Annotated in this window: 24 protein-coding genes; 19 read left to right on the forward strand and 5 right to left on the reverse strand. The window is 70.8% G+C overall.

The window, feature by feature from the left end:
- Position 1 precedes the first annotated feature (1 nt).
- The 3 genes from JJ691_RS14240 to JJ691_RS14250 are packed head-to-tail and all read left to right on the forward strand — an operon-like array spanning position 2 to position 2,078.
- The gene (locus JJ691_RS14240) at positions 2-493 is read left to right on the forward strand and encodes a GNAT family N-acetyltransferase (protein WP_211769251.1); all 492 of its coding nucleotides are present in this window, start codon (positions 2-4) and stop codon (positions 491-493) included.
- On the forward strand, positions 490-1,014 hold the full coding sequence (locus tag JJ691_RS14245; protein WP_211769252.1) for an MOSC domain-containing protein: 525 nt from the start codon (positions 490-492) through the stop codon (positions 1,012-1,014). Before JJ691_RS14240 ends, JJ691_RS14245 begins: the two co-directional genes overlap by 4 nt.
- A complete protein-coding gene (locus tag JJ691_RS14250) occupies positions 1,011-2,078 on the forward strand; it encodes an NADH:flavin oxidoreductase/NADH oxidase (RefSeq protein WP_211769253.1) in 1,068 nt (355 codons plus the stop codon). The genes JJ691_RS14245 and JJ691_RS14250 overlap by 4 nt, the downstream gene beginning before the upstream one ends.
- Before the next feature lie 3 nt (positions 2,079-2,081).
- On the opposite strand, the gene JJ691_RS14255 is transcribed toward JJ691_RS14250, so the two are convergent.
- Positions 2,082-2,954: a hypothetical protein gene (locus JJ691_RS14255; protein WP_211769254.1), complete on the reverse strand. Its 873-nt coding sequence runs from the start codon at positions 2,952-2,954 to the stop codon at positions 2,082-2,084.
- A gap of 139 nt (positions 2,955-3,093) precedes the next feature.
- Between JJ691_RS14255 and JJ691_RS14260 the strand changes: the two genes are divergently transcribed.
- Entirely contained in the window at positions 3,094-4,563 is a 1,470-nt protein-coding gene (locus JJ691_RS14260) for a serine/threonine-protein kinase (RefSeq protein ID WP_211769255.1), read from the forward strand.
- Here the strand turns inward: JJ691_RS14260 and JJ691_RS14265 are convergent.
- On the reverse strand, positions 4,560-6,053 hold the full coding sequence (locus JJ691_RS14265; protein WP_211769256.1) for a PucR family transcriptional regulator: 1,494 nt from the start codon (positions 6,051-6,053) through the stop codon (positions 4,560-4,562). The two genes, JJ691_RS14260 and JJ691_RS14265, sit on opposite strands and share 4 nt — an antisense overlap.
- Before the next feature lie 109 nt (positions 6,054-6,162).
- Between JJ691_RS14265 and JJ691_RS14270 the strand changes: the two genes are divergently transcribed.
- The 7 genes from JJ691_RS14270 to JJ691_RS14300 all read left to right on the forward strand — a co-directional run bounded on the left by JJ691_RS14270 (position 6,163) and on the right by JJ691_RS14300 (position 14,327).
- Positions 6,163-7,020: an FAD binding domain-containing protein gene (locus JJ691_RS14270; RefSeq protein ID WP_211769257.1), complete on the forward strand. Its 858-nt coding sequence runs from the start codon at positions 6,163-6,165 to the stop codon at positions 7,018-7,020.
- Positions 7,011-7,469: a (2Fe-2S)-binding protein gene (locus JJ691_RS14275; RefSeq protein ID WP_211769258.1), complete on the forward strand. Its 459-nt coding sequence runs from the start codon at positions 7,011-7,013 to the stop codon at positions 7,467-7,469. Before JJ691_RS14270 ends, JJ691_RS14275 begins: the two co-directional genes overlap by 10 nt.
- 151 nt (positions 7,470-7,620) lie before the next feature.
- On the forward strand, positions 7,621-8,967 hold the full coding sequence (locus JJ691_RS14280) for an 8-oxoguanine deaminase (protein ID WP_211769259.1): 1,347 nt from the start codon (positions 7,621-7,623) through the stop codon (positions 8,965-8,967).
- Positions 8,964-11,234 (forward strand): xanthine dehydrogenase subunit D, encoded by a 2,271-nt coding sequence (gene pucD, locus JJ691_RS14285; RefSeq protein WP_211769260.1) that lies wholly within the window; start codon positions 8,964-8,966, stop codon positions 11,232-11,234. The genes JJ691_RS14280 and pucD overlap by 4 nt, the downstream gene beginning before the upstream one ends.
- A complete protein-coding gene (locus JJ691_RS14290; protein WP_211769261.1) occupies positions 11,231-11,713 on the forward strand; it encodes a nucleoside deaminase in 483 nt (160 codons plus the stop codon). The genes pucD and JJ691_RS14290 overlap by 4 nt, the downstream gene beginning before the upstream one ends.
- Positions 11,714-11,820: 107 nt before the next feature.
- The gene (locus JJ691_RS14295) at positions 11,821-13,242 is read left to right on the forward strand and encodes an NCS2 family permease (RefSeq protein WP_211769262.1); all 1,422 of its coding nucleotides are present in this window, start codon (positions 11,821-11,823) and stop codon (positions 13,240-13,242) included.
- Positions 13,239-14,327 carry an XdhC family protein gene (locus JJ691_RS14300; RefSeq protein WP_211769263.1) on the forward strand — a complete coding sequence of 363 codons (1,089 nt, stop codon included), beginning with the start codon at positions 13,239-13,241 and terminating at the stop codon, positions 14,325-14,327. The genes JJ691_RS14295 and JJ691_RS14300 overlap by 4 nt, the downstream gene beginning before the upstream one ends.
- Here the strand turns inward: JJ691_RS14300 and JJ691_RS14305 are convergent.
- Positions 14,302-15,405, reverse strand: coding sequence for a sugar ABC transporter substrate-binding protein (locus tag JJ691_RS14305; protein WP_211769264.1), 1,104 nt, complete (start codon positions 15,403-15,405; stop codon positions 14,302-14,304). The two genes, JJ691_RS14300 and JJ691_RS14305, sit on opposite strands and share 26 nt — an antisense overlap.
- A 62-nt stretch (positions 15,406-15,467) precedes the next feature.
- Positions 15,468-16,823: an MFS transporter gene (locus JJ691_RS14310; RefSeq protein WP_249227913.1), complete on the reverse strand. Its 1,356-nt coding sequence runs from the start codon at positions 16,821-16,823 to the stop codon at positions 15,468-15,470.
- Positions 16,824-16,903: 80 nt separating this feature from the next.
- On the opposite strand from JJ691_RS14310, the gene JJ691_RS14315 reads away from it, so the two are divergent.
- The 7 genes from JJ691_RS14315 to JJ691_RS14345 all read left to right on the forward strand — a co-directional run bounded on the left by JJ691_RS14315 (position 16,904) and on the right by JJ691_RS14345 (position 23,496).
- Positions 16,904-17,377 carry a MarR family winged helix-turn-helix transcriptional regulator gene (locus JJ691_RS14315; protein ID WP_211769265.1) on the forward strand — a complete coding sequence of 158 codons (474 nt, stop codon included), beginning with the start codon at positions 16,904-16,906 and terminating at the stop codon, positions 17,375-17,377.
- A 54-nt stretch (positions 17,378-17,431) separates the two neighbouring features.
- Positions 17,432-18,709, forward strand: a complete 1,278-nt coding sequence (locus JJ691_RS14320; protein WP_249227914.1) for an SAM-dependent methyltransferase — start codon at positions 17,432-17,434, stop codon at positions 18,707-18,709.
- Positions 18,710-18,765: 56 nt separating this feature from the next.
- On the forward strand, positions 18,766-19,488 hold the full coding sequence (locus tag JJ691_RS14325; protein WP_211771473.1) for a DUF1295 domain-containing protein: 723 nt from the start codon (positions 18,766-18,768) through the stop codon (positions 19,486-19,488).
- Positions 19,485-19,934, forward strand: a complete 450-nt coding sequence (locus JJ691_RS14330; RefSeq protein WP_211769266.1) for a peroxiredoxin — start codon at positions 19,485-19,487, stop codon at positions 19,932-19,934. Before JJ691_RS14325 ends, JJ691_RS14330 begins: the two co-directional genes overlap by 4 nt.
- Positions 19,935-20,050: 116 nt before the next feature.
- Complete coding sequence (locus JJ691_RS14335) at positions 20,051-20,476, forward strand: hypothetical protein (protein ID WP_211769267.1); 426 nt, start codon at positions 20,051-20,053, stop codon at positions 20,474-20,476.
- A 6-nt stretch (positions 20,477-20,482) separates the two neighbouring features.
- On the forward strand, positions 20,483-22,576 hold the full coding sequence (locus JJ691_RS14340; RefSeq protein WP_211769268.1) for a (Fe-S)-binding protein: 2,094 nt from the start codon (positions 20,483-20,485) through the stop codon (positions 22,574-22,576).
- Positions 22,577-22,731: 155 nt separating this feature from the next.
- Complete coding sequence (locus JJ691_RS14345) at positions 22,732-23,496, forward strand: NPP1 family protein (RefSeq protein ID WP_249227915.1); 765 nt, start codon at positions 22,732-22,734, stop codon at positions 23,494-23,496.
- A 39-nt stretch (positions 23,497-23,535) separates the two neighbouring features.
- On the opposite strand, the gene JJ691_RS14350 is transcribed toward JJ691_RS14345, so the two are convergent.
- Positions 23,536-24,618: an FAD-dependent oxidoreductase gene (locus JJ691_RS14350; RefSeq protein ID WP_211769269.1), complete on the reverse strand. Its 1,083-nt coding sequence runs from the start codon at positions 24,616-24,618 to the stop codon at positions 23,536-23,538.
- 89 nt (positions 24,619-24,707) lie between these two features.
- Here JJ691_RS14350 and JJ691_RS14355 point away from each other — a divergent pair, with 89 nt between their 5' ends.
- Positions 24,708-25,574, forward strand: coding sequence for a LysR family transcriptional regulator (locus JJ691_RS14355; RefSeq protein WP_211769270.1), 867 nt, complete (start codon positions 24,708-24,710; stop codon positions 25,572-25,574).
- Positions 25,575-25,591: the final 17 nt, after the last annotated feature.

Consider the following 25,591-nt stretch of genomic DNA (forward strand, 5'->3'; position numbering starts at 1 on the left):
CATGACCACCATCCGCGTGCCGCTGCACGTCCGCGACCTCACTCCCGCCGACGTCTCGGCCTGCACCTGGTCGGGCGGCCGCCGGCACGTCGAGCAACTCCACACGCAGCTGGCGCGAGCGCACGTCGACTACCTCGCCGTGTGCCCGCCTTCCGATTCCCCGGTGGCCATCGGCGCCGTCGACTACACGGCCAAGCCAGGGGCCGGCCTGCTGTTCCAGCTCGCTGTGATGCCGGCACTCCAGTCGTGCGGCATCGGCACGATCCTCATCCACGCCGCCGAGGACCGGATTCGCCGCCGCTCCCTGTCCATCGCGGAGCTCAGCGTGGAGCACGACAATCCCCGTGCCCAGGCGCTGTACGAACGTCTCGGCTACCGCGCCTACGGCACCGAACGGGACGGCTGGCACGAGGACGGACCGGACGGCACGGCCGTCTGGTACGAAACCGACTGCACGTTGATGCGCCGGGAACTGGCTAGCATGGTCGTGTGAGCAGGCACGAGGTGGAGATCGTCGCGCTGCTCGTGTCGCCCACGCACGCGTTCGAGGGTCGGCCGCAGGATGGGCCACGGCCGGATCCGGTGCCGGTCGAGCGTGAGCGGGTGGAGGTGCGGGCGGGCCTCGGACTGGTCGGAGACCGATACTTCAACCACCGGGCGCACCGGAACGCGGCGGTGACGGTGTTCGCGGCGGAGTCGCTGGACGCCCTGCGACTGGACCCGCGGCCGGATCCGCATGTGGTGCGGCGGAACATCGTGTTGCGCGGATTTCCGGTGGACGACCTGGTGAAGCAGGTGTTCAGCCTGGACTCGGGCGACGGTCCGGTGCGGTTCCAGGCGCACCGGCCGGCGCACCCGTGCGCGTGGATGGACGTGGTGGTGGCGCCGGGGGCGTTCAGGGGGCTGCGGGGCCACGGCGGCCTGCGATGCGTGCCGCTGGACGACGGTGTCCTGCGTCTCGGCCCGGCGGTGCTGGAAACATCACCGGCGGAGCACGTGTTGACCATGCCATGAGCAAACTCCTCTCACCGGTGACGGTCCGCGGCGTGACCGCCCGCAACCGCATCTGGGTGTCGCCGATGTGCCAGTACTCGGCCAATGCCGACGGGCTGCCGACCGACTGGCACTTCATGCACCTGGGCCAGTTCGCCGCCGGCGGGGCGGGCCTGGTGATGACGGAGGCGACGGCGGTGTCGCCAGAGGGCCGGATCACTCAGCACGACGTGGGCATCTGGAACGACGAGCAGGTCGCGGCCTGGCGGCGGATCACTGACTTCGCGCACGCCCAGGGCACGAAGATCGCCATGCAGCTGGGGCACGCCGGCCGCAAGGCGTCGGCCCGGCGGCCGTGGGAGCCCCACGGCACGGTGACGGTCGACGAGGGCGGCTGGCAGTCGGTGGCCCCGAGCGCGGTGGCGTTCGGTGACTACGCCGCGCCGAAGGCCCTGACCGAGGACGAGATCCACGCCGTCGTCGCCGACTTCGCGGCCGCGGCCAAGCGGGCGATCGCGGCCGGCTTCGACGCCGTCGAGCTGCACGGGGGCCACGGCTACCTGATCCACCAGTTCTACTCGCCGCTGTCCAACCAGCGCACCGACGGCTACGGCGGCGACTTCGACGGCCGGGTCCGGTTCGCACTGGAGGTGGCCACCGCTGTGCGGGCGGCGATCGGCGACGACGTGCCGCTGTTCACGCGGCTGTCGGCCACCGACTGGGCCGACGACGGCTGGACCGCCGACGACACCGTGCGGCTGGCCCGGCTGCTGGCCGATGTGGGGGTGGACCTGATCGACACTTCCACGGCCGGCAACACGCCCAAGCCCCAGATTCCGATCGGCCCGGGCTACCAGGTGCCGTTCGCGCAGCGCGTCCGCACCGAGGCGAAAGTCCTGACCGGCGCCGTCGGCCTGATCACCGAGCCCCAGCAGGCCGAGCAGATCGTGGCCACCGGCGCGGCCGATGTCGTGTTCCTGGCCCGGGCCGTGCTGCGGGATCCGCACTGGCCGCTCAACGCCGCCCGCGTGCTGGGCGCCGACATCGAGTGGCCCAACCAGTACGTGCGCGCACGGCTGAGCTGAGCCTCACCGTCCGATGTGGACGGTGAGCAGGTTCGGGTCGGCGCTGAAGTACGCGGCGTCCGCCACGTAGGCCGTGTCCCCGCGCACGACGACGGCGCTGGGGTTGTCCAGGCCGGTCAGCACCGACTCGTGCCGGCCGTCCGGGTGCACGAGCTCCAGGCTCTTCGTCGGGTTGGTCGCGACAAGCGCGTCCGGCCCAGCGAAGTCGAAGTCGTCGGGCGTGTCGAGACCGGTCGCGACAGTCCGGATCGGACCTCCTCCGAACGGGATCCGCAGCAGCGTGCCCTGAGTGAAGTTGGTCACCCACACGGCGTGGTCACGGATCTTCAGGCCGTTCGCGCCGAACTGCCCGGCCGGAGCGGCCAACTCCGGTCCGCTCCGCCAGCGGACCAGAGTGCCGCCGCACAGCGGGACCCGCCACACGGTCGCCAGGGCCGAATCGGACAGGTAGAGCTGGCCTTCCGCCAGGGCAAGTCCGTTCGGCACGCTGTCGGCCGGCAGGGCGGCGATGCGGACCGGCACGCCACCGGGCCGCAGCCGCCACAGGCCGGTCAGCTCGGAAGTGCCGGCGGCATAGAGGAAATACAGCGTGCCGTCGTCGGTGCGCACGATGCCGCCGACGAATGCGCGGTGGATGAGTGGCACATCGGTGCCGGCCGGTGGCGCCGGCACCGTGCCCACAATGTGGACAGCGCCGCCGGGCGAGATGTGCGCGATCTGCCGTGCGAAAGAGAAAGTGGCGTCGACGGAGCCGTCGGCCTCGACGGCGAGGTTCTCCGGCTGCTGGCCAGCCGCGAGGTCGAGGTGGGTGACCACGTGCGGATCGGTGACGGTCACGCCCATCACCAGGGCAGCCGCCACTAGTGTGCGGAACAAGGGAATCCTCCAGAAATCGGACCGGCCTGACCCACAAAAAGCTAGGCCGGGACAACACTGCGAGGCAGGGTGCGGTGCACCCAGGATTCACCGTGGAAAGATGGGCGCCGCACCGCGACGTCGACTGAATAGTGGAGGAATGGCTGTGGCCACCGAGGGTGACCTCATCGCCGAGCGCTACAAGCTGGTCAGGAAGGTCGGCAGCGGCGCGATGGGCACCGTATGGCAGGCCCGGGACCAGTTGCTTCGCCGGGACGTCGCGGTGAAGGAGCTGCTGGTCCGCACCGGCATGACCGAGCTGGAGACCGACGAGGCCCGCAACCGCGCGATGCGGGAGGCCCGGATCGCGGCCCGGCTGCACCACCCCAATGTGATCTCCATCTACGACGTGGTGGAGTACGAGGGCCGGCCGTGCCTGATCATGGAGTACCTGCCGTCGAGCAGCCTGGCCGACCTGATCGCCGAGCACGGGGTGCTGCCGGTGGGCACGGTGGCCCGGATCGGCGCGCAGATCGCCTCCGCACTGGCGGCCGCGCACACCGCCGGCATCGTGCACCGTGACGTGAAGCCGGCGAACGTGCTGCTGACCGGCGACAACGTGGCCAAGCTGACCGATTTCGGCATTTCCCGGGCCGACGGCGACGCCACACTGACCGCCGCCGGCCTGCTCGCCGGCACCCCGGCCTATCTGCCGCCCGAGGTGGCGCAGGGCGAGGACGCCATCTTCGCCAGCGACGTGTACGCCCTCGGCGCGATGCTCTACGCGGCGGTGGAGGGCAGGCCGCCGTTCGGCACCAGCGACAACGCGGTGGCGTTGCTGCACCGCATCGCCACCGAGGAGGTGCCGCCGCCGGAGCACGCCGTGCCGCTGACCGCGACGCTGGTGTGGATGCTGCGCCGGGACCCGAAGCATCGCCCGGAGGCCAAGGAGGTCCAGGATGCCCTGGGCTCCCTCGCCGAGACGATGCCCGCCGAGATGCCGGCCCCCGCTCCGGTGCCGGCGGCGCCGGTCGAGGAGACGGCCGTCATCGCCGAGACCGAGCCGCCGGACCGGCGCAAGATGGTGGCGATCGCCCTGGTTGTCGGCGCGTTCGTGGTCGCCGCCGTTGTCGTGGTCTACGCCCTCAACCAGCCGCAGCCGTCCATCACCGCCGGCTCCAGCTCCTCCTCGGGCAAGCCCCCAACCTCGGCCACTGCGCCCAAGGGCAGCACCACGACGACGGGCGCCACCACCACGACCCCGTCGCCGACGACCACCACCCCGTCGACCACCACCAACGCCGCCCCGCCCCCGGCGGACGTCGCGACCCAGCTGGTCAACGCGATCACCGACTACTACAAGCTCATGCCGAGCGACCTGACCGACGGCTGGAACCACATGACCGCCGACTACCAGCAGAACCACGCCGGCGGCATGGCCGGCTACCAGAGCTTCTGGGGCGGCGTCGCCAGCGTCCAGGTGACGGATGTGACCGCCACCCCGCCGGGCACGGTGGTCGCCACCATCACGTACCACAAGAAGGACGGCAGCACCCCGGTCGAGCGGACCACGTTCGGCATGGTCCAACAGGACGGGATCTGGAAGATCGCCTCGTCGTCAGTGGCCTAGCGGGACAGCTCCAGGGCCAGGAACAGGTCCACCCGGTCGGTGAAGCGGGAGAGGTCGCGGCCGGTGAGGTCCTCGACGCGGCCGATGCGGTAGCGCAGGGTGTTGACGTGCAGGTGGAGGCGGGCGGCGGCCTGGCTCCAGGACCCGGAGCAGTCGAGGAAGACGCGCAGCGACTCCAGCAGCTCGGAGTGATGTTCCTGGTCGTAGGCGCGGACGGGGCCGAGCAGGCGGCGGCAGAAGGACTGGCGGAGCTCGTCGGGCAGGGCGCCGAACAGGAGTTGGTGGGACGCCAGTTCGGAGCCGGCGACGACGGCGGCGTGGGCTCCCCCATGGCCATTGACGTTGTGCCCGGCGACGCCTCGGGCGTAGCGGGCCTCGTCGAGGCAGGCCCGCAGCCGAGAGCCAGGGCCGGGACCGCTCACGCCGACGGCGAGGTGGCAGGAGCCGAGGCCGGGTTCGAGGGCCCGCACGCCGGAGCGCAGTGAGTCGAGCAAGTCGTTGCCGGCCAGGGTGATCGCGACGGCCTCACCGTCCACTTCGGTCACGAGGCCGTCGACGAGCTCGTCCAGGACGGCGATGGCCAGCCCGGCTTCGCCGGTGACGGTCAGGGACACCACGCGCAGCGAGTCGTCGGGCCCGAAGCCGGCGGCGGTGAGCCGGGCGCTGATGTCGGCGGCGGGGGTGGCCTCGTCGGCCAGCAGGGATAGCAGCTGGGTGACGGCCCGCCGCTCGACGACCCGGCCGGCAGCCAGGGCGGACCGTTCCAGCCCGATCAGCGTGGCCAGTTCGACGGCGACCTCGTGCTGGTCGGCGGTCCAGTCGGCGACGACGAGGGCCCAGCCGGCCAGCCGGTGGCCGGCGCCGACGGGCAGCACCCGGTACGACCCGACCTGGCACGGCAGCCGGGCGGCGGACACGAAGCCGGCGGCCACCTCGTCGACATCCGGCAACGGGGACGGCCCGGCGATCACGCGCCCGGTGGGACTGACGACCCAGCACGGCACGCCCAACTCCACGGCCCCGGCGGCGACCAGACCGTCCAGACCGCCGCCGTCGCCCAGCGCGGCGACCAGCCGCCGGTGGTGCTCCAGCACGGCGCTGGACCGCCGCACGTGCTCGGCGGCCAGCGCCGACACGACCCGCTGGGTGATGGACGTGAACGACACGTCCAGCGGCACGGTGAACAGCCGCACGCCGTGCCGCCGGCAGGCGTCGACGACGACGTCCAGGGTGACCGGCCCGATCTCGGCGGTGCCGACGCCCAGCGCGACCACGCCCATCTCGGCGACGGCGGAGACGAACGCCTCGGCGTCGCCGGCGTCGTGGTACCAGAGCATGCCGGTCAGCACGACCTCGCCGCCGGCCAGGTAGCGGCGCGGGTCGCGCAGGTCGGTGATGTAGATCCAGCGGAACTCCGGGTCCGGCTCGGCGTCCCCGGCCAGCAGCCGGAGCCCGAGCCCCGGGTCGGCCAGCAGTTCGCCCAGGCGCACGCCGAGCAGCGTACTTGGAGGATCCTCCAAAAGACCCGCCCGATCGGGTCGGCGTTTCGTGGGCTTCGCCGCTAGCAGCGGCGGCAGTGCGGAATGTGTACTGGATCACGTGGAATTCCTTCGACCGACCTCGCTGGCCGAGGCCCTCGACGCCAAGGCGGCGCACCCGGACGCGGTGCCCATCGCCGGCGGCACGGACGTGATGGTGGAGCTGAACTTCGACCACCGCCGGCCGGCCGCGCTGCTCGACCTGACCCGGGTCGGCGAGCTGGCCGAGTGGGCGGCGACACCGGACGGCACCCGGCTGGGCGCGGGCGTGCCGTACGCGCGGATCATCGGCGAGCTGGGCGACCGGCTGCCGGGCCTGGCGATGGCCTCCCGCACGGTCGGCTCCCCGCAGATCCGCAACCAGGGCACGGTCGGCGGCAACCTGGGCGCGGCCTCCCCCGCCGGCGACACGCATCCGGTGCTGCTGGCCACGGACGCGACTGTGGAGGTGGCCTCGGTCCGCGGGTCCCGCCTGATCCCGATCGGCGAGTTCTACCGCGGCGTCAAGCGGAACGCGCTGGCCGCGGACGAATTGATCACGGCCGTGCACCTGCCGGCCGGCGGCGGGCCGCAGCAGTTCAGCAAGGTCGGCACGCGCAACGCGATGGTGATCGCGGTCTGCTCGTTCGGGCTGGCCCTGCACCCCGAGGAGCGTCGGGTCGGCGCGGGCATCGGGTCGGCCGGGCCGACGCCGATCCGGGCCGTCGACGCCGCGCGGTTCGCGGCCGGCGAGCTTTCGTGGGATTCACCGAAGCCGCTGACCGACTCGGTGGCCCGGCGCTTCGGGGAGCTGGTCGCCGAGGCGGCCAGTCCGATCGACGACGTGCGCGGCACCGCCGCCTACCGCCGGCACGCGCTGTCCGTGCTGGCCCGCCGCACGCTCACCTGGGCATGGAAGGACTACGCGCGATGCGCCTGAACGTCACGGTCAACGGGGAGGCCAGGCAGGCCGACGACGTGTGGGAGGGCGAGAGCCTGCTCTACGTGCTGCGCGAGCGCCTGGGCCTGCCCGGTTCGAAAAACGCCTGTGAGCAGGGCGAATGCGGCTCCTGCACGGTCTACCTGGACGGCACGCCGGTGTGCTCGTGCCTGGTCGCGGCCGGGCAGGCCGAGGGCCGCGAGGTGCACACCGTGGAGGGCCTGGCCGAGGGCGACACGCTGGACCGGGTGCAGCGGTCCTTTGTGGACGCCGGCGCGGTGCAGTGCGGCTTCTGCACGCCGGGCCTGGTCGTCGCCGCGCACGACCTGCTCAACCGGGTGCCCAACCCGACCGATCCGGAGATCCGCGAGGCCCTGGCCGGCAACCTGTGCCGCTGCACCGGGTACGAGAAGATCCTGGACGCGGTGCGACTGGCGGCCACCCGATGAGCGAGCTTGCGAGCGAATCATTCAGCGCAGAGCGTCCGCGAACGCGGACACCGAGCGCTGGCGAGGTGCCGCGCATGAGCGAGCTTGCGAGCGAATCATTCAACGCAGAGCGTCCGCGAACGCGGACACCGAGCGCTAGCGAGGTGCAGCAGTGAGCCTGGTGGTCATCGACAACGCGGCCATCGCGACCGTCGACCCGAACGGGACCGAGCACGCCCGCGGCCACATCGTGGTCCGGAACGGGTTCATCGAGACGGTCGCCGCCGGCCCGGCCGAGCGTCCGTCCGAGGACCACGACTACCTCGACGCCACCGGCCGCCTCGTCACACCCGGCCTGGTCAACACCCATCACCACCTGTACCAGTGGGCAACCCGCGGCTACGCAAGGGATGCCGAGCTCTTCGAATGGCTGACGACCCTGTACCCGGTGTGGGGCCGCCTGACCGAGGAGGTCACGCGGGCGGCCGGCGCGGCCGGCATGGCCAAGCTGGCTCTCACCGGCTGCACCACGATCGCCGACCACCACTACGTGTTCCCGACCGACGGCGGCGACCAGATCGGCGCGCTCGTCGGCGAGGCTCGTCGACTGGGTGTGCGGCTGCACGCTGTGCGGGGGTCGATGGACCGGGGCCAGTCGCACGGCGGCCTGCCGCCGGACAACCTGGTCGAAGACACCGAGGAAGCGTTGCTGGGCTCGGAAAAGGCCATCACCGACTTCCACGACCCGGATCCGCTCGGCCTGATCCGGATCGCCGTCGGCCCCTGCTCGCCGTTCTCGGTCAGCCGCGAGCTGATGGAACAGGCGGCCGGACTGGCCCGCCGGCACGGCGTCCGGCTGCACACCCACCTGGCCGAGACCATCGACGAGGAGGAGCAGTGCCTGGCCGAATTCGGCTGCACGCCGGCACAGTACGCGGAGCAGCTGGGCTGGCTGGGCGACGACGTGTGGCTGGCCCACACCATCCACCTCTCCGATGAGGCGATCAAGCGTTTCGGCGAGACCGGCACGGGATCCGCGCACTGCCCCACGTCCAACGGACGCATCGCCGCCGGCATGGCCCCGGTGCGGCAGCTGCTGGACGCCGGCGCGCCGGTCGGGCTCGGCGTCGACGGCGCGGCCTCCAGCGAGTCCGGCGGGCTCGGCGAGGAGCTGAAGCAAGCGCTGCTGGTGGCGCGATTCCGCGGCGGGGCAACGGCTCTGACCATCCGCGAGGCGTTGTGGATGGGCACCATGGGCGGCGCCCGCTGCCTCGGCCGGGAGCACGAGATCGGCTCCATCGAGCCGGGCAAGGTCGCCGACCTGGCCGTGTGGCGGATGGACGACCTCGACCACGCCGGCATCGCCGACCCGGTGGCGGCGCTGGTGCTCGGCTCCGCCCCGAAGGTGGACCGGCTGCTGGTCGGCGGCCGCAGCGTCATCGCCGACGGCGAGCTGCGCACCGCCGACCTGGACACGATCACCCACGACCTCGCACGAGCCGCGGAGGTGCTGCGATGACCTCCCCCACCAGGGAATCCACTGTATCGACTCGATCTGGAGGGGGCGTGGGCGACAGCCCGCTGCGCCCGGACGGAACGCTGAAGGTGCGCGGCGAGTTCGCGTACTCGTCGGACCTGTGGCACGAGGACATGCTGTGGGGCGCGACCCTGCGCAGCCCGCACCCGTATGCCCGGATCCGGTCGGTGGACATCAGCGAGGCGCTGAAACTCCCCGGCGTGTACGCGGTCCTCACGCACACCGATGTGCCCGGCACCAACCTGTACGGCCTTGAGCATCCGGACCAGCCGGTGCTGGCCGTGGATGTCGTGCGCTACCACGGGGAAGCCATCGCGCTGGTCGCCGCCGACCACCCGGAGACGGCCCGGCGGGCGATCAAGAAGATCGAGGTCGAGTACGACGTCATGACGCCGGTGGTCGACGCCGAGGCGGCGGTCGGGCCGGAGGCCCCGCTGCTGCACCCCGGCGGCAACACCGTGCGCAAGGTGCACATCGAGCGCGGCGACCAGCACGCGACCGCCGACGTGGTGGTCAAGGGCGTGTACGAGGTCGGCATGCAGGACCAGGCTTTCCTCGGCCCCGAGTCCGGCCTGGCGATCCCGGCTGAGGACGGCGGCGTCGACCTCTACGTGGCCACGCAGTGGCTGCACGTGGACCAGAAGCAGATCTGCTTCGCGCTGGACCTGCCGACCGACAAGGTTCGGCTGACGCTGGCCGGTGTGGGCGGCGCGTTCGGCGGCCGCGAGGATCTGTCCATCCAGGTGCACGCGTGCCTGCTGGCGCTGCACACCGGCAAGCCGGTGAAGATGGTCTACAACCGCGAGGAGTCGTTCTACGGCCACGTGCACCGGCATCCGGCCAAGCTGTACTACGAGCACGGCGCGGACCGGGACGGCACGCTGGTGTATGTCCGGTCGCGGATCTATCTCGACGGCGGGGCCTACGCGTCGAGCACGCCGGCGGTGGTGGCCAACGCGGCCACGCTCGGCGTCGGTCCGTACAATGTGGACAACGTGACCGTGGACTGCTGGGGCTCGTACACCAACAACCCGCCCTGCGGCGCCATGCGCGGTTTCGGCGCCGTGCAAGCGGGTTTCGCCTACGAGTCGCAAATGGACAAACTCGCCGAGGCGCTGGGGTTGGACCCGGTCGAGGTCCGCGTGCGCAACGCCATGACCGAGGGCAGCGTCATGCCCACCGGGCAGGTCATCGACTCCGCCGCCCCGGTGGCGGAACTGCTCCGCCTGGTCAGGGAAAGGCCGCTGCCGGCCGGCCAGGACGGACCGCTGGACCTGACCGCGATGCCGGGCGGCGTCTCCAACACCACCCACGGCGAGGGTGTGGTCCGAGGCATCGGCTACGCCGTCGGCATCAAGAACATCTGCTTCTCCGAGGGTTTCGACGACTACTCCACCGCCCGCCTGCGGCTGGAGGTGATCAACGGCGAGCCCGCGGCCGTGATCCACACCGCCGCGGCCGAGGTCGGCCAGGGGCTGGTGACCATCCAGCAGCAGATCGTCCGCACCGAGCTGGGCATCGAGCAGGTGACTGTGCACCCGGCCGACACCACGGTCGGCAACGGCGGCTCCACCTCGGCCTCCCGCCAGACCTATGTCACCGGTGGCGCGGTCAAGGCCGTGTGCGAAGCGGTGCGGGAGAAGCTGCTCAAGCTGGCGGTGTCGCGGTTCGGCGAGCCCCGGTCGGAGCTGACCAGCGCGGACATCGTCGCGGTGCTGGGTGATGACGTGATCGAGGAGACCGTGGAGTGGCGGCACCGGCCGACCACTGCCCTGGATCCCGAGACCGGGCAGGGCTTCGCCCATGTGCAGTACGGATTCGCGGCGCACCGCGCGGTGGTCGACGTGGACGTGGAGCTCGGCCTGGTCAAGGTGGTCGAGCTGGCCTGTGCCCAGGACGTGGGCAAGGCGCTGAACCCGCAGGCCGTGCTGGGCCAGATCCACGGTGGCACCACCCAGGGCCTCGGCCTGGCCGTGATGGAAGAGATCCAGGTCTCCCAGGGCAAGGTCCGCAACCCGTCGTTCACCGACTACCTGATCCCGACCGTGCTCGACACCCCGCCAATGCCGGTGGACGTGCTGGAGCTGGCCGACCCGCACGCCCCCTACGGGCTGCGCGGGGTGGGCGAGCCACCCACGATCTCGTCCACGCCGGCGGTGGTCGCGGCCATCCGCGCCGCCACAGGACTGGCGCTCACCCGGGTTCCGGTTCGACCGGAACACCTCACTACGCAGGAGATTCCCCGATGACCACGACAGCCGCCACCGACCAGGCGTGGCTCGACGAGGCCGTTCGGCTGGCTGCCGAGAACGTGACCACCGGCGGCGGGCCGTTCGGCGCGGTGATCGTGCGCGGCGACGAGCTGATCGCCACCGGCGTCAACCGCGTGGTGCCGACGCTGGACCCCACCGCGCATGCCGAGGTGGTGGCGATTCGCGAGGCGTGCCAACGGCTCGGCGACTTCAAGCTCACCGGCTGCGTGCTGTTCTCCTCATGCGAGCCGTGCCCGCTGTGCCTGTCGGCGTCCCTGTGGGCCCGGCTGGACCGGGTGGTCTTCGCAGCCGACCGGCACGACGCCGCCGCGGCCGGCTTCGACGACCGCGACTTCTACGACCTGTTCGAGCAGCCTCGGGCGACGTGGCCCGTGCCCGTGCTGCAAGTGTCCACTGCGGACAACACCACCCCGTTCTCCGCGTGGCTTTCCCGCACCGACCGCGTCGAGTACTGATCCTCGCACGCGGGTGCTGACCGGAGCACCCCCCGCTTAAACGTTCGTGGAACCGGGCCGTCCCCCGACGGCCTGGTTCCGCGCGCCCACCGGCATGGGAGTACGTCATGACCCAGTTGCGCGACCGCCGCCCGACAACTGCCCTGTTAGAACGGCGTTTCCGCCTGACAGAGCGCGGCACCACCATCGGCCGAGAACTCCGCGGCGGTGTCACCACGTTCGTCGCGATGGCCTACATCGTGTTGCTCAATCCGTTGATACTGGGCGCTTCCACCGATATCACCGGCGCTCGCCTGACCATTCCCGAGGTAACTACGGCCACCGCCCTGGCCGCCGGAGTCATGACCGTCCTCATGGGACTGGTCGGCAACGCTCCCCTGGCCCTGGCCGCCGGCCTCGGCGTGAACGGCATCGTGGCCTTCCAGCTCGCGCCGACCATGACCTGGGCCCAGGCCTTCGGACTGGTGGTGCTGGAAGGCGTCTGCATCGTCGTGCTGGCCGTCTCCGGCATCCGCGAACGCATCATGAACGCGATCCCCGCGGCGCTGAAGACCGCCATCTCCGTCGGCATCGGCCTCTACATCGCACTGGTTGGCCTGGTCAGCGCCGGATTCGTGACCAGGACACCGGATTCCGCCCACTCCACGGTGCCGGTACGGATGGGCGAAGGCGGCCACCTGGTCGGCTGGCCGATGGTGGTGTTCGCGATCGGGTTGCTGCTGATGATCGTCCTGATGGCCCGGGCGGTGCCCGGCGCGGTGCTGATCAGCATCGTGGTGGCCACCGTCATCGCGGTGATCGCCAACGCGGTCTTCCCCGGCGCGGACTGGGGCCTGGTGGCCCCGAAGCTGCCGTCCACCCTGGTCGCCGCACCCAACTTCGCCCTGTTCGGACACGTCGACCTGTTCGGCGGCTTCGCCAGCGCCGGCGCCATCACCGCCACGGTGTTCCTGTTCACCCTGGTGCTGTCCGGATTCTTCGACGCGATGGGCACGATCACCAGCGTCTGCCACGAGGCCGGCATGACCAAGGACGGCAAGGTCGCCGGCATGGGCAAGATCCTGCTCGTGGACGGCATCGGCGCGATCGTCGGCGGCGGCACGGGTTCCGCGCCCAACACGGTGTTCCTGGAGTCGGCGGCGGGCGTCGGCGAGGGGGCGCGCACCGGACTGTCCAGCGTGGTCACCGGGGCGCTGCTGGGGGCGACGATGCTGGTCACGCCGATCGCGGCCATCGTGCCGGCGCAGGCCGCCGCGCCCGCGCTGGTGGTCATCGGCGGCATCATGATGGCCCAGTGCCGGCGGATCCCGTTCCAGGACAGCGACTTCACCATCCCGGTGTTCCTCACCATGGCGATCGTGCCCTTCACGTACTCGATCACCAACGGCGTCGGCGCCGGCATCGTCAGCTACGTCGTGGTGAAGCTGGGCAAGGGCCAGTGGCGCGAGGTGCACTGGCTGGTGGCGGTCATCGCGGCGATCTTCGTCGCCTACTTCGGCATCGCCGGGATCGAGGCACTGGCACGATGAGAGAGTTGGCCGGGTCGCTGTCGAACACTTGTCGGTTCGCTGTCGCCAGTGTCGTGGACGTCGCCGGCAGCGCGCCGCGTGGCCTCGGCTCCGCACTCGCGGTCACAGCCGACGGCTCGGCGTTCGGCAGCGTCTCCGGCGGCTGTGTGGAAGGAGCCGTCTATGAGTTGGCCCAGGAGGTCTTGTCGACCGGATTGCCGCAGCGGCAACGTTTCGGCTACTCCGACGACGACGCGTTCGCGGTCGGACTGACGTGCGGCGGCTCGCTGGAAGTGTTCGTGCAGCCCTGCGCTCCGGCGATCGCCGCCGCGCTGGCCGCCGATCCCGAGCCGGTGGTGCTGGTCCGGGTGATCGGCGGGCCGGATGCGTTGCTGGGCAAGGGCATGGCCGTCTTCGCTGACCGCGTCGTCGGCGACCAGGTGATCGACCCGGAGCTGGTGCGCCACGCGACCGCCACTGGCCGTCAGTTCTTCGACGGATTGGAGCTGTTCGTGGAGCCGTGGTCGCCGCCACCGCGCATGCTGGTGTTCGGGGCCATCGACTACGCCGCCGCACTCTCCCGTATCGGCAAGTTCCTCGGCTATCACGTCACCGTCTGCGACGCGCGACCGGTTTTCGCCACCGCTGACCGGTTTCCCGACGCCGACGAGGTCGTGGTGGACTGGCCGCACCGCTACCTCGCCGCCACCGCGACCGATCACCGCTCGGTGGTCTGCGTGCTCACCCACGACGAGAAGTTCGACGTGCCGCTGCTGGCCGACGCCCTGCGCCGGCCACTGGCCTTCGTCGGCGCGCTCGGCTCCCGGCGCACCAACACCCAACGGCTGGCCCGCCTCCGGGAAATCGGCCTCACTGAGGGAGAACTGGCACTGCTGCGGGCTCCGATCGGGCTCGATCTGGGGGCCAGCACGCCGGAGGAGACAGCGGTGTCGATCGCCGCGGAGATCGTCGCGCTGCGCCGCGGCGGCACCGGCCTGGCGCTCACGGGAGGCTCCGGCCCCATTCACGCGGACGGCTCCCGTCCCGGTGGGAACGAGAGCCGCCGTGCCGTGTTCGCCGCTACTGGACCGGAATGCCCGCGCTAGCGCAGAAGCCGGCCATGTCGCCCTTGCACAGGTCGCCCGTGTGGACGACGCCCTTGGCCACCAGGCCCTGCACGTCGGCCTTGCTGATGGACTGTGGTCCCAGCAGGACGGACTTCACGTTGCGGTTGCCCTTCGGGTCCTTGGTGTTGCCCGTGGCGAGGTCGTCCGCGTCGCCCTGCCGACCGGTGGCCAGGGCGATGGCCAGCCGGGAGGCCGCCTCCGCCTCGATGTCGATCGGCTTGTAGACGGTCATGCACTGGGTGCCGCGCAGCACGGCCTGCAGGCCGCCGAGCGTGGCGTCCTGGCCGGTGACCGGCACGTTGGTGAGATTGCGCTGCTTGAGCACCGCCTCGATGCTGGCCGCCATGCCGTCGTTGGCTGCCAGCACGGCGTCGACGTGTCCGCCGCTGCCGTCCAGCAGGTTCGTGAACGTGGCCGCCGCGGTGTCCGGCGACCAGCCGTCGATCGACTTGCTGGCGATCAGCCGCAGCCGGCCCGAGTCGTAGGCGGACTTGAGGACCTGCTCGTGCCCGTCATGGAACTGGGTGGCGTTGTTGTCCGTGGAGGCGCCCTCGATCTCGATGACCGACGCCCCGGACCTGTTGCCCAGGCACTGCAGCAGGCCGTCGGCCTGGAGCTGGCCGACGGCGATGTTGTCGAAGGAGACGTAGTACTCGGCGCTGCCGCCGAGGCTGATCCGGTCGTAGTCGATGACCGGGATTCCGGCCGCCTTGGCCTTCTTCTCCACCGCCGCGCCGCCGTCCGAGGACAGCGGGGCGATCATCAGGACGTTCACCTTCTCGGCGATCATCTTGTCGGCCAGCGAGGAGAACCGCTTCTCGTCGCCCTGCGCGTTCTGGATGTCCGGCTCGATGCCGGCGAAGCTGAGCTGGGATGTGAGCAGTGGCTTGTCGGAGTCCTCCCAACGGGCTGAGGTGGTCGTGTCCGGCAGGATCACGCCGACCTTGGGCTTGGTGGTGTTTGTCGCGGTTCCGGTGGCAGCGGTGTTACTGGCGCTGCCGCAGGCGGAGGCGACAAGCACGAGTGCACAACCGGCTGCGGCGACAACGGTGCGCATCCGTTTTGCCTCCACTACGTCTGGCTGGGATGCGGTAGTTCACCGCGTCCGCCGCATGCCCGTCAAGCCGGCTGTCGCTGGGAAACAACAGACAGGTCGAGTGCGGCGACGAGCAACACGATCAGCGCCAGGCGCGGGCCGCCGCCGTGTAGCGACAGCGTCACCGCCGCGACACCGAGCGTGGTCCCCAGGCCACGAGCCATGTTGACCAGACCGCCGCCGACGCCGGAGCTGGCCGCCGGGATCGCCGCCATCACCGTGGCGTTGTTCGCCGGCGTGAACAGGCCCAGCCCGATTCCCAGCGCGGCCAACGAGATCGCCAGCACCGGATCCGTCAAAGGCAGCAGACACAACGGGATCAGCGCCACCGCCGCGACCAGGCCGCCGACCGTCGCCCTGCGCCGATCCGGCCAACGGTGCCCGCCGAACGTCGCAGCGAGCGCGAAGCCGACCGGCAGACTGGTCAGCACAAAACCGGCCCGCACAACGGAACCGCCGAGTGCCGGTATGAGCACGAGCGGGCCGAACAGGACCAGATATCCCAGCATCGCGCCGACCAGGCCGTGGGCGACCGTCCGGTTCCGCAACAAATTCAGGTCGACCATCGGCTCGGCCGCGAACCGTTGCCGCAGCGCGAATCCGACGCCGGCTCCGACCGCCGTCAAGAAAAGGATTACAAGGGCCCAGACCGGCGCGTCCAAACCGGACAGACCCGAGAGGGCGAGCAGCACGGCGGTCGACGAGACGCCCAGCAGAGCCACGCCGACCCAGTCGATCTGACGCATCCGGGTGCGCTGGCGGGTGCGCGGCAACAAATAGCGGCCGGCGGCGATGGCGAGCAGTCCGATCGGGACGTTCACCCAGAACACCCACTGCCACCCGGCGCCGGCCACCAGCACGCCGCCCAGCGTCGGCCCGAGGGCCAGCCCGAGCGCCTGCGCGGCCGCCTGGACGCCCAGCGCCGCCCGCATCGAGCCGCGCGGCGAGCTCGTCGTCACCAGGGCGACGCTGTTGGCCTGGAGCATGGCCGCGCCGACGGCCTGCACCACGCGCAGCCCGACCAGCAGCGGCAGCGAGTCGGCGAAGCCGCAGGCCGCCGACGCCACCGTGAACAAGGCGAAGCCGTACAGGTAGATGAGCTTGCGACCGACGGCGTCGGCCAGCCGCCCAACCGGCACCAGCAGGGCCACCAGGGTCAGCAGATAGCTGAGCGACACCCACTGCACACCGGCCAGATCGGCGCCGAACTGCCTGCTCAGGGCCGGAAACGTGAGGGTGACGATGCTGGCGTCGAGCTGCCCCATGAAGGCGCCGAGGCAGACCGCGGCCACCGCGAGCCAGTGCGCGTGCGGCCAGCGGGCGACGAACCGGGGGCGGGCGGGTTCGACGCCGAGACGGCGCAGCGGCGCTAGCAGCACACGCCCACTTTATCTCGGTCTCCGACATAATCGGGTACCGATAGATATGGCGATTGTCACCACCTCGATACGCTTGCGGGATGTCGCAGGTCACGCCCGAGCACGAGACTCCGTCGAGCGTCAACGACGCCCGCACCCTGACCGAGGTGGTCACCAGACTGCGGCGCGCCCTGCGCACCAGCATCCGGACCGACTACCCGTGGGAAGCGCTGCCGATGGCGCAGGTCGAGCTGCTGATGGCGCTCGCCGACCACGCCCCGGCCAAGATCGGCCAGCTGGCCTCGCTGCAGCGGCTGGCCCCCAACACGGTCAGCGGTCTGGTCCAGCAGCTGGTCGAGGGCGGGCTCGCGGTCCGCGACAGCGACCCGTCCGACCGGCGGGTGGCCCGGGTCTCGCTGACCGAGGCCGGCCGCAAGCAGCTGTCGGAGTGGCAGCAGGCCCACGAGCGGCGCATCTCGGCCGCCCTGGACAAGCTCCCGCCGCAGGCCCGGGCGGCCGTCGCCGACGCCCTGCCGGCGCTGAACCTGCTGGTCGACCACCTCGTCACGCCCTGACCGAACCGGGCAGCCGGTCCCGCACGAACACCTGCCGTGACAGAAGGGGCCAATGTGACAATCGCCCAGACCCTGGCCGGCCTGGTGCGCCGGTTCCTCGGCGTCGACCTGCCGGTGCGGCTGCGGGCGTGGGACGGCAGCGAGGCCGGACCCGCCGACGCGCCGACCGTGGTGATCCGGTCCCGGCAGGCGCTGCGCCGCCTGCTGTGGGATCCGAACGAGCTGGGGCTGGCCCGGGCCTACGTCGCCGGCGACATCGACGTCGAAGGTGATCTCCGGGAGGGGTTCGCCCGGTTCTGGGGCCTGGCCCGCCGTGCGGGTCTGGGCAAGGTGAAGCTGTCCGCCGCGGACCGCCTGCACGCCCTCAACCTGGCGTTTAAGCTCGGCGTGATCGGTCCCCGGCCGGCGCCGCCGCCGGAGGAGGCCCGGCTGTCCGGGACCGAGCACACCAAGGCGCGGGACCGGGCTGCCATCGCCCACCACTACGACCTGTCCAACGAGTTCTACCGGACGCTGCTCGACCCGAACATGGCCTACTCGTGCGGGTACTGGACGTCCACCGCGCCCGACTACACCGTCGAGGACGCGCAGCGGGACAAGCTGGACCTGATCTGCCGGAAGCTCGGCCTGCGGCCGGGCATGCGACTGCTGGACGTCGGCTGCGGCTGGGGATCGCTGATCCTGCACGCCGCCGCCAACTACGGCGTGCACGCGACCGGGGTGACGCTGGCGGCCCAGCAGCGCGAGTTCATTCAGGCCCGGATCGCCGAGCGCGGCCTGTGCGACCGGGTCGAGGTGCGGCTGCAGGACTACCGCGAGATCCCCGACGACGGCTTCGACGCCATCGGCACCGTCGAGATGGGCGAGCACGTCGGCATCGGCAACTACCCGACCTACGCGGCCCAGCTGTTCCGGCTGCTCAAGCCCGAGGGCCGGCTGCTGCTGCAGCAGATGTCCCGGGTGGCCACCGCCCCGAAGGCGTCCAGCGGCGGCGCGTTCATCGAACGTTATGTGGCCCCCGACATGCACATGCGGCCGGTCGGCGAGACCATCGCCATGCTGGAGCGGGCCGGTCTCGAGGTTCGGGACGTGCACGCGCTGCGGGAGCACTACGTGTGGACCGTGGACGCCTGGGCGCAGACCCTGCAGAAACGGGCCGACGAGCTGACCGCGCTGGTCGGCGAGGGGCAGCTGCGGGTGTGGCGGCTGTACTTCGCCGGCGGCGCGCTGGCGTTCCAGGAGAACCGGATGGGCGTGGACCAGATCCTGGCCGTGCGGCCCGGCGCCGCCGGCACCAGCGGAATGCCGCGGACACGGGAGGACGTCGCGTGAACCTGGCCGGACTGCTGGCCAATCTGGGCATCACCGCCGTCGCGGTGCTGCTGGTCATGCTCATCGCGCTGGCGGTGGCGGTCGCCCGCGGCCGCCACGACGGCATCGACACCCTGTGGGGCCTGGGCTTCGCGGTGATCGCCGTGGTCGGGCTGATCGTCTCCGGCTGCGGCTGGCTCTCGACGGTGCTGACGGTGGTCTGGGGTGTGCGGCTCGCGGCGCACATCCAGCTCCGCAACGGCCGCCGCCCCGAGGATCCCCGCTACGTGGCGCTGATGAAACGGGCCACCGGCAACCCGCACTGGTACGCCTTCCGCAAGATCTACCTGGTCCAGGGCGTGATCATGTGGTTCGTGTCCTGGCCGGTGCAGGCCGCCCAGTACGAGGGCGGTGGCATCGGGGTCTTCGGCTGGCTGGGTCTGGTGGTGTGGCTGGTCGGCTTCGGCTTCGAGTCGGTGGGCGACTGGCAGCTGTCCCGGTTCAAGGCCGACCCGGCCAACCGGGGCAAGATCATGGACCGCGGCCTGTGGCGCTACACCCGTCACCCCAACTACTTCGGCGACGCCTGCGTCTGGTGGGGCCTGTACCTGGTCGCCTGCCAGCACTGGCTGGGCGCGCTGACGGTGCTGTCGCCGCTGGTCATGACCTTCTTCCTGACCAGGGGCACCGGCAAGGCGCTGACCGAGAAGGCCATGGGCGACCGCCCCGGCTACGCCGAGTACGTGCAGCGGACCAGCGGATTCTTCCCGCTGCCGCCGAAACCGGAGGGATCTCGATGAACAACGGCGACCAGGTCGCGGACTTCGAACTGCTCGACGACCACGGCGAGCCGCGCCGGCTGTCCGAGTTCCTGGCCAAGGGACCGGTCGTGCTGTTCTTCTACCCGGCCGCGATGACCGGCGGCTGCACCGCCGAGAGCTGCCACTTCCGCGACCTGGGCGCGGAGTTCGAGGCGGTCGGGGCGCAGCGGGTGGGCATCTCCCCCGACGCCGTCGGCAAGCAGCGCGAGTTCTCGGCGATCAACTCGTTCGACTACCCGCTGCTGTCCGACCCGGACGGCGTGGTCGCCACCCAGTTCGGGGTGCGGCGCAAGTTCGGGCCGCTGCTGACCCGGCGGCAGACGTTCGTGATCGGGTCGGACGGCCGGCTGGTCACGTCCATCAAGAGCGAGCTGCGGATGGCTGTGCACGCGGACAAGGCCCTGGAGGCCCTGCGGGCCCTCTGAGCAGCCAGTTTACCCCATCTGGAGCACTCGGAGCGGCCGGTCGGCCGCTCCGAGCCCGTTGATCGCCATACGGATGGGAGTAGCGCGGAACACAACTCGCCAGTAACCTCCGCTCTGTGGCCTTGATCACAACGGCGTCCTCGGCTCAGCGGGGCTTTCGGCACCCGTGCGTCTACTGTGGACTTCCCGTGCTCGTCGACGACGTCGGCGAGCGTCATCCCGGCCATGTCGTCGTCGACTATCTCGACACCAGTCCCAGCGGCCGCGGCCTGCCGGACCTGGCGCTGTTGCACAGGTTTTGCAACGAGCACCTCTTACCGGACTGCGGAGTCTCGCTGCGGCGGGCCCACCTGGGCTGGGCCACCGAGCAGTTCGACGTCAACACGGGCTCGTCGCTGCGGCACTACGACCAGCTCGGCCTGCACAGCGCCCCCTGGCGCGGCTTCGAGCTGTACCAGCGGCACTGGCGGGTGCGGAAGATGCGCTACGCGTGCAAGGCATGCCGGTACTACGCCGGCTGGTTCCGACCGGAGTGGAGCTGAGCACTGGTGATCGTTCGTCTCGTCCTCGGTCTGCTGATCACCGTGGTCGGCCTGGCTGTCGCCGGCCGCCGGGTGCTCTGGCTGGCCCAGCTGATCAGGTCGGGTCAGCCGGCGTCCGGCCGGACCGACCGGCTCGGCGCGCGCGCCGCCGCCCAGCTGCGTGAGGTGTTCGGCCAGCGCAAGCTGCTCAAATGGTCGGTGCCCGGCGTCGCCCACTTCTTCACCTTCTGGGGCTTCGTCATCCTGCTGTTCACCATCGTCGAGGCGTGGGGGGCGCTGTTCGACGAGGACTTCGCGTTCTGGTGGATCGGCCGGCAGCCCTGGCTCGGCTTCCTGGAAGACTTCTTCACCGTCGCGGTTCTTGTCGCCCTGGCGACGTTCGCGGTGATCCGGGTGCGCAACGCGCCCGAACGCAAGGAGCGCGCCTCCCGGTTCTACGGCTCGCACACCGGCCCGGCCTGGCTGGTGCTGGCCATGATCGCCGGCGTGATGGTGACGCTGCTGCTGTACCGGGCCGGCCAGTACAACACCGGCCACTTCCCGTTCGACCACAGCGGCTGGCCGTTCGCCACCTGGGTGGTCGCGCAGGTCCTGGCCCCGCTGGGCGTCGGCGTCAACGCCGCCATCGAGACCGTGTTCCTGCTGGCCAACATCGCCGTGATCATGGGCTTCCTGGTGTTGGTGGTGCACTCCAAGCACCTGCACATCTTCCTGGCCCCGCTGAACGTGACGGCGAAGCGGCTGCCGGACGCGCTCGGCCCGCTGCTGCCGGTGGAGTCCGGCGGCAAGCCGGTGGACTTCACCGATCCCGGCGACGACGACATCTTCGGCCGCGGCAAGATCGAGGACTTCACCTGGAAGGGCATGCTGGACTTCGCGACCTGCACCGAGTGCGGCCGCTGCCAGTCCCAGTGCCCGGCGTGGAACACCGGGAAGCCGTTGTCCCCCAAGATGGTCATCATGGACCTGCGGGACCACCTGTTCGACCGTGCGCCGTATGTCATGGGGCAGCAGGAAGGCGAGCCGGTGCCGCTGGTCGCCGAGGGCGGCGTGATCGACCCGGACGTGCTGTGGTCGTGCACCACCTGCGGCGCGTGCGTGGAGCAGTGCCCGGTGGACATCGAGCACGTCGACCACATCGTGGACATGCGGCGCTACCAGGTGATGATCGAGTCGGAGTTCCCGACCGAGCTCGGGGCGCTGTTCCGCGGCCTGGAGAACAAGGGCAATCCCTGGGGGCAGAACAACAACGCCCGGCTGGACTGGGCCAAGGACCTCGACTTCGAGGTGCCGGTGATCACCGGCGAGCTGCCCGACGACGTGGAGTACCTGTTCTGGGTCGGCTGCGCCGGCGCGTTCGACGACAAGGCCCGCACCACTGTGCAGGCCACCGCCGAGCTGCTGCACATCGCCGGCGTGAAGTACGGCGTGCTGGGCAACCGCGAGCGCTGCACCGGCGACCCGGCCCGCCGCTCCGGCAACGAGTTCCTGTTCCAGATGCTGGCCCAGGAGACCGCCGGGCTGCTCAACGAGACCTTCGGCGAGCGGGAGCCGGGCCGGCGCAAGATCGTCACCACCTGCCCGCACTGCATGAACACGCTGGGCCGCGAGTACCCGCAGCTGGACGGCGACTACGAGGTCGTGCACCACACCCAGCTGCTGAACCGGTTGGTGCGGGAGAAGAAGCTCACGCCGATCCAGCCGGCCGGCGCCGCCGGACAGGCCATCACGTTCCACGACCCGTGCTATCTGGGGCGGCACAACAAGGTCTACGAGCCGCCGCGCGCGCTGGCCGGCGCGGCCGGCGCTGCGCTGACCGAGATGCCCCGGCACGCCGACCGCTCGCTGTGCTGCGGCGCCGGTGGCGCGCGGATGTGGATGGAGGAGCGGATCGGCAAGCGCATCAACCTGGAGCGGGTGGACGAGGCCCTGGCCACCGGGGCCGAGACCATCGCCACCGCCTGCCCGTTCTGCCGCGTGATGATCACCGACGGGCTGGTGCAGCGGCAGAGCGAGGACGTCGGCGCGAACGTGAACGTGCGGGACGTCTCGCAGCTGCTGCTGGAAGCCGTGCACCGCTCGCGGGACGCCATCGGCTGATCCCCGCCGCTGTGTGAACTCCCTTGGAACACAAGGGACAAGTTGTCGACGCCCGGGCGAACTCTTGTCGCCCGGGCGGTCGCGGACTCGATCGACCCTGCCGATGTCCGCCATAGTTTCCCCGCCGCCGCCCGAGAAACACCAAAGGAGTGGATGTGCGCAAACTGTCCGCATCAGCGGCCGTCTTAGGCGCCGCGATGCTGGCCTTGTCCCTGCCGAGCCCTGCCAGTGCCGCCATCCTGACCCCGTTGCCGCAGAACGCGGACGGGTGGGAGCAGTCCTTCTCCCCGGCCTACGACTACGACGGCGACGGCTGCTACGCGACCGCCGCCATCGCGCCCGACGGCACCCTCAACCCCGGGCTCAAGCTCGGCGGCGACGTCAACGGGCACTGTCACGACCCGGCCCAGCTGGAGAACTCGAACACGTACTCGCGCGAGAAGTGCAACAACGGCTGGTGCGCGGTGGAGTACGCGAGCTACTTCGAGAAGGACCAGGCCACGCTGGGCCCGCTGGCCATCGGCCACACCCACGACTGGGAGCACGTGGTGGTGTGGATCAACATCGCCGAGAACCAGGTCGACTACGTGTCCACCTCGCAGCACAGCAGCTGGAAGTGGTACCCGCGCTCGCAGGTCCGGTTCGACGGCAGCCACCCCAAGGTGGTGTACCACAAGGACGGGGCCAGCACCCACTTCTTCCGGCTGGCCAACAGCAACGACGACCCGCCGGAGAACTACACCCACGGCTGGTTCTACCCGCGGCTGGTCGGCTGGAACGGCTATCCCAGCACCGCGTTGCGGGACCGGCTGATGAACGCCGACTTCGGCGACGCCACCATCAAGATCAATGACGGTCGGTTCAACGACTCCCTGAAGAACGCTCTGCCCTCGGGGATTCCGTTCGACCCGAACGCCTGATCGCCGGCGGCTCGCCGTCCACTGTGGACGGCGGGCCGCTCAGGCGGTCAGCATCCAGTGGCTGAACGCGGCGTACCGCTCGGCGAACTCCTCGGCGTCCTTGGCCTGTTCCACGCTCGCCGAGAACTCCCGGACCCGCTCGAACCGCGCCATCCGGGCAATCTCGTAGCGCCGCAAGGCTTCCGGCAGGCCGGCGGAGCCGGCCAGCTCGTCGCGCAGCACGCCGACGTCCTCGATGCCGAGGGTGCCGCCGGCCGCGATGTGCGGCGACAGGCCGTGCGCGGCGTCCCCGATCAGCGCCACACGCTCACTGGTCCACGTCGGCAGCTCCGGCACGTACATGATCTGGTTCTCCAGGATGTCGTCCTCCGGGGTGTCGGCGATCATCCGCAGCAGGTCGTCGTGCCAGCCGCTCTCGGCGAGGTTGTGGGCCCGCCGCAACGCCCGGTCCCGCTTGCTGCCTTTGAGGTCGCCAGCGTCGAACTGGTTGACCATCCACATGGTCTGGTGCTCGCCGACCCGGGCGTAGCCGCCACGCGTGCGGTCCCGGCCGATGGTCAGCACCGAGCCCTCCGGCCGCTCGTCCCCGGCCGGCACGATCGCCCGCCACGCGAAGTGGCCCAGGTCCTGGTAGGCGTCGCTGTTGGGCAGCAGCCACCGCCGGACCTTCGAGTAGACGCCGTCGGCCCCGATCAGGAGGTCCGCCTTGAGGTCCCCGTCGGCGAGGTGGACCGTCACGCCGTCCTCGTCCTCGGTGAAGCCGATCAGCCCGGTGTTCAGCCGGATCCGCTCGCGACCGATGGCGTCGGCCAGCACGGTGTTCAGGGCCGGCCTCGGCACCAGCAGGAACCGGTGGTCCGCATCCCCGTAGCCGGCGGCGCGGTGCGACTGCCCGGTCGGGTCGAAGAACCAGGTGTCGATCTCGTGGCCCATGGACCGGACCTGGTCCCCCACCCCGATCCGGTCCAGCTCGTCGAGCGCGTTGCGCCACAGCCCGATCCCCGCGCCCGCGGCCCGGATCTCCGGCGCCTGCTCCAGCACCGTCACGTCGTGCCCGATCCCCCGCAGCGCCGCCGCGGCGGTCAGTCCGACCAGGCCGCCCCCAGCGATCACAGTGCGCATGTCCAACCCCTTCCGTTTCCCGTGCCCCCATTCAAGATCCGCGTCATTATGATTGCAAATGCATGCTTGCTATCCTTAGCATTACCTCCATGCATCTTGATCTCAACCTGCTGACCGCCCTCGACGTGCTGCTGGAGGAGCGCAGCGTCGGCGCGGCGGCCGACCGCCTGCACCTGTCGCAGCCGGCGATGAGCCGGACGCTGGGCCGGATCCGCAAGGCCACCGGCGACGAGATCCTGGTCCGGTCCGGCCGGTCGATGCTGCCCACCGCGTACGCCGAGCAGATTCGCGGCGAGGTGCACCAGCTCGTCACCCGGGCGCAGGCCATCTTCACGCCGTCGGCCGAGCTCGACCTGTCCACTCTGGACCGTACGTTCGCCTTGCAGTGCAACGATGTCGTCGCCAGCGCCCTCGTCCCCCCGCTGACCGCCCGCATCGCCGCGACCGCCCCCGGCGTGTGCCTGCGGGTGCTCGGCGAGTCCGACTCCGACGTCGACGAGCTCCGCCGGGGCGCCGTCGACCTCCGGATCACCGACCAGACCACGCATCCCGCCGACGTGCGCTCCGAGATCGTCATGACCGACACCCTGGCCGTCATCGCCCGCCGTGCCGGCGATCCCTTCGCCCTCCCCCACGTCGCCATCTCCCGCCGGGGCCGGCAGCGCAGCCGCCTCGACGACCTCCTGGAGGAGCAGGGCCTGCGCCGGCACGTCGTACTCACCGTCCCCACCCTCGCCATGGCGTTGCAGGCCGTCGCCACCGCCGACCTCGTCACCATCGCCCCGCGCACCCTCAGCGCCGGCCAGCTCACCCCCGGCCTGCGGGCCTTCCCGTTTCCCTTGCCCACGCCAGAGATCCCCGCCGTCCTGGCCTGGCACACCCGCCACGACCCCGACCACGCCCACCAATGGCTGCGGTCCCTGATCGCCGAGACGCTGGCCTCCGTCGCCAGCTGAGATCACAGCACCGCAAC

Source organism: Kutzneria sp. CA-103260 (assembly GCF_018263855.1).
Lineage (GTDB): Bacteria > Actinomycetota > Actinomycetes > Mycobacteriales > Pseudonocardiaceae > Kutzneria.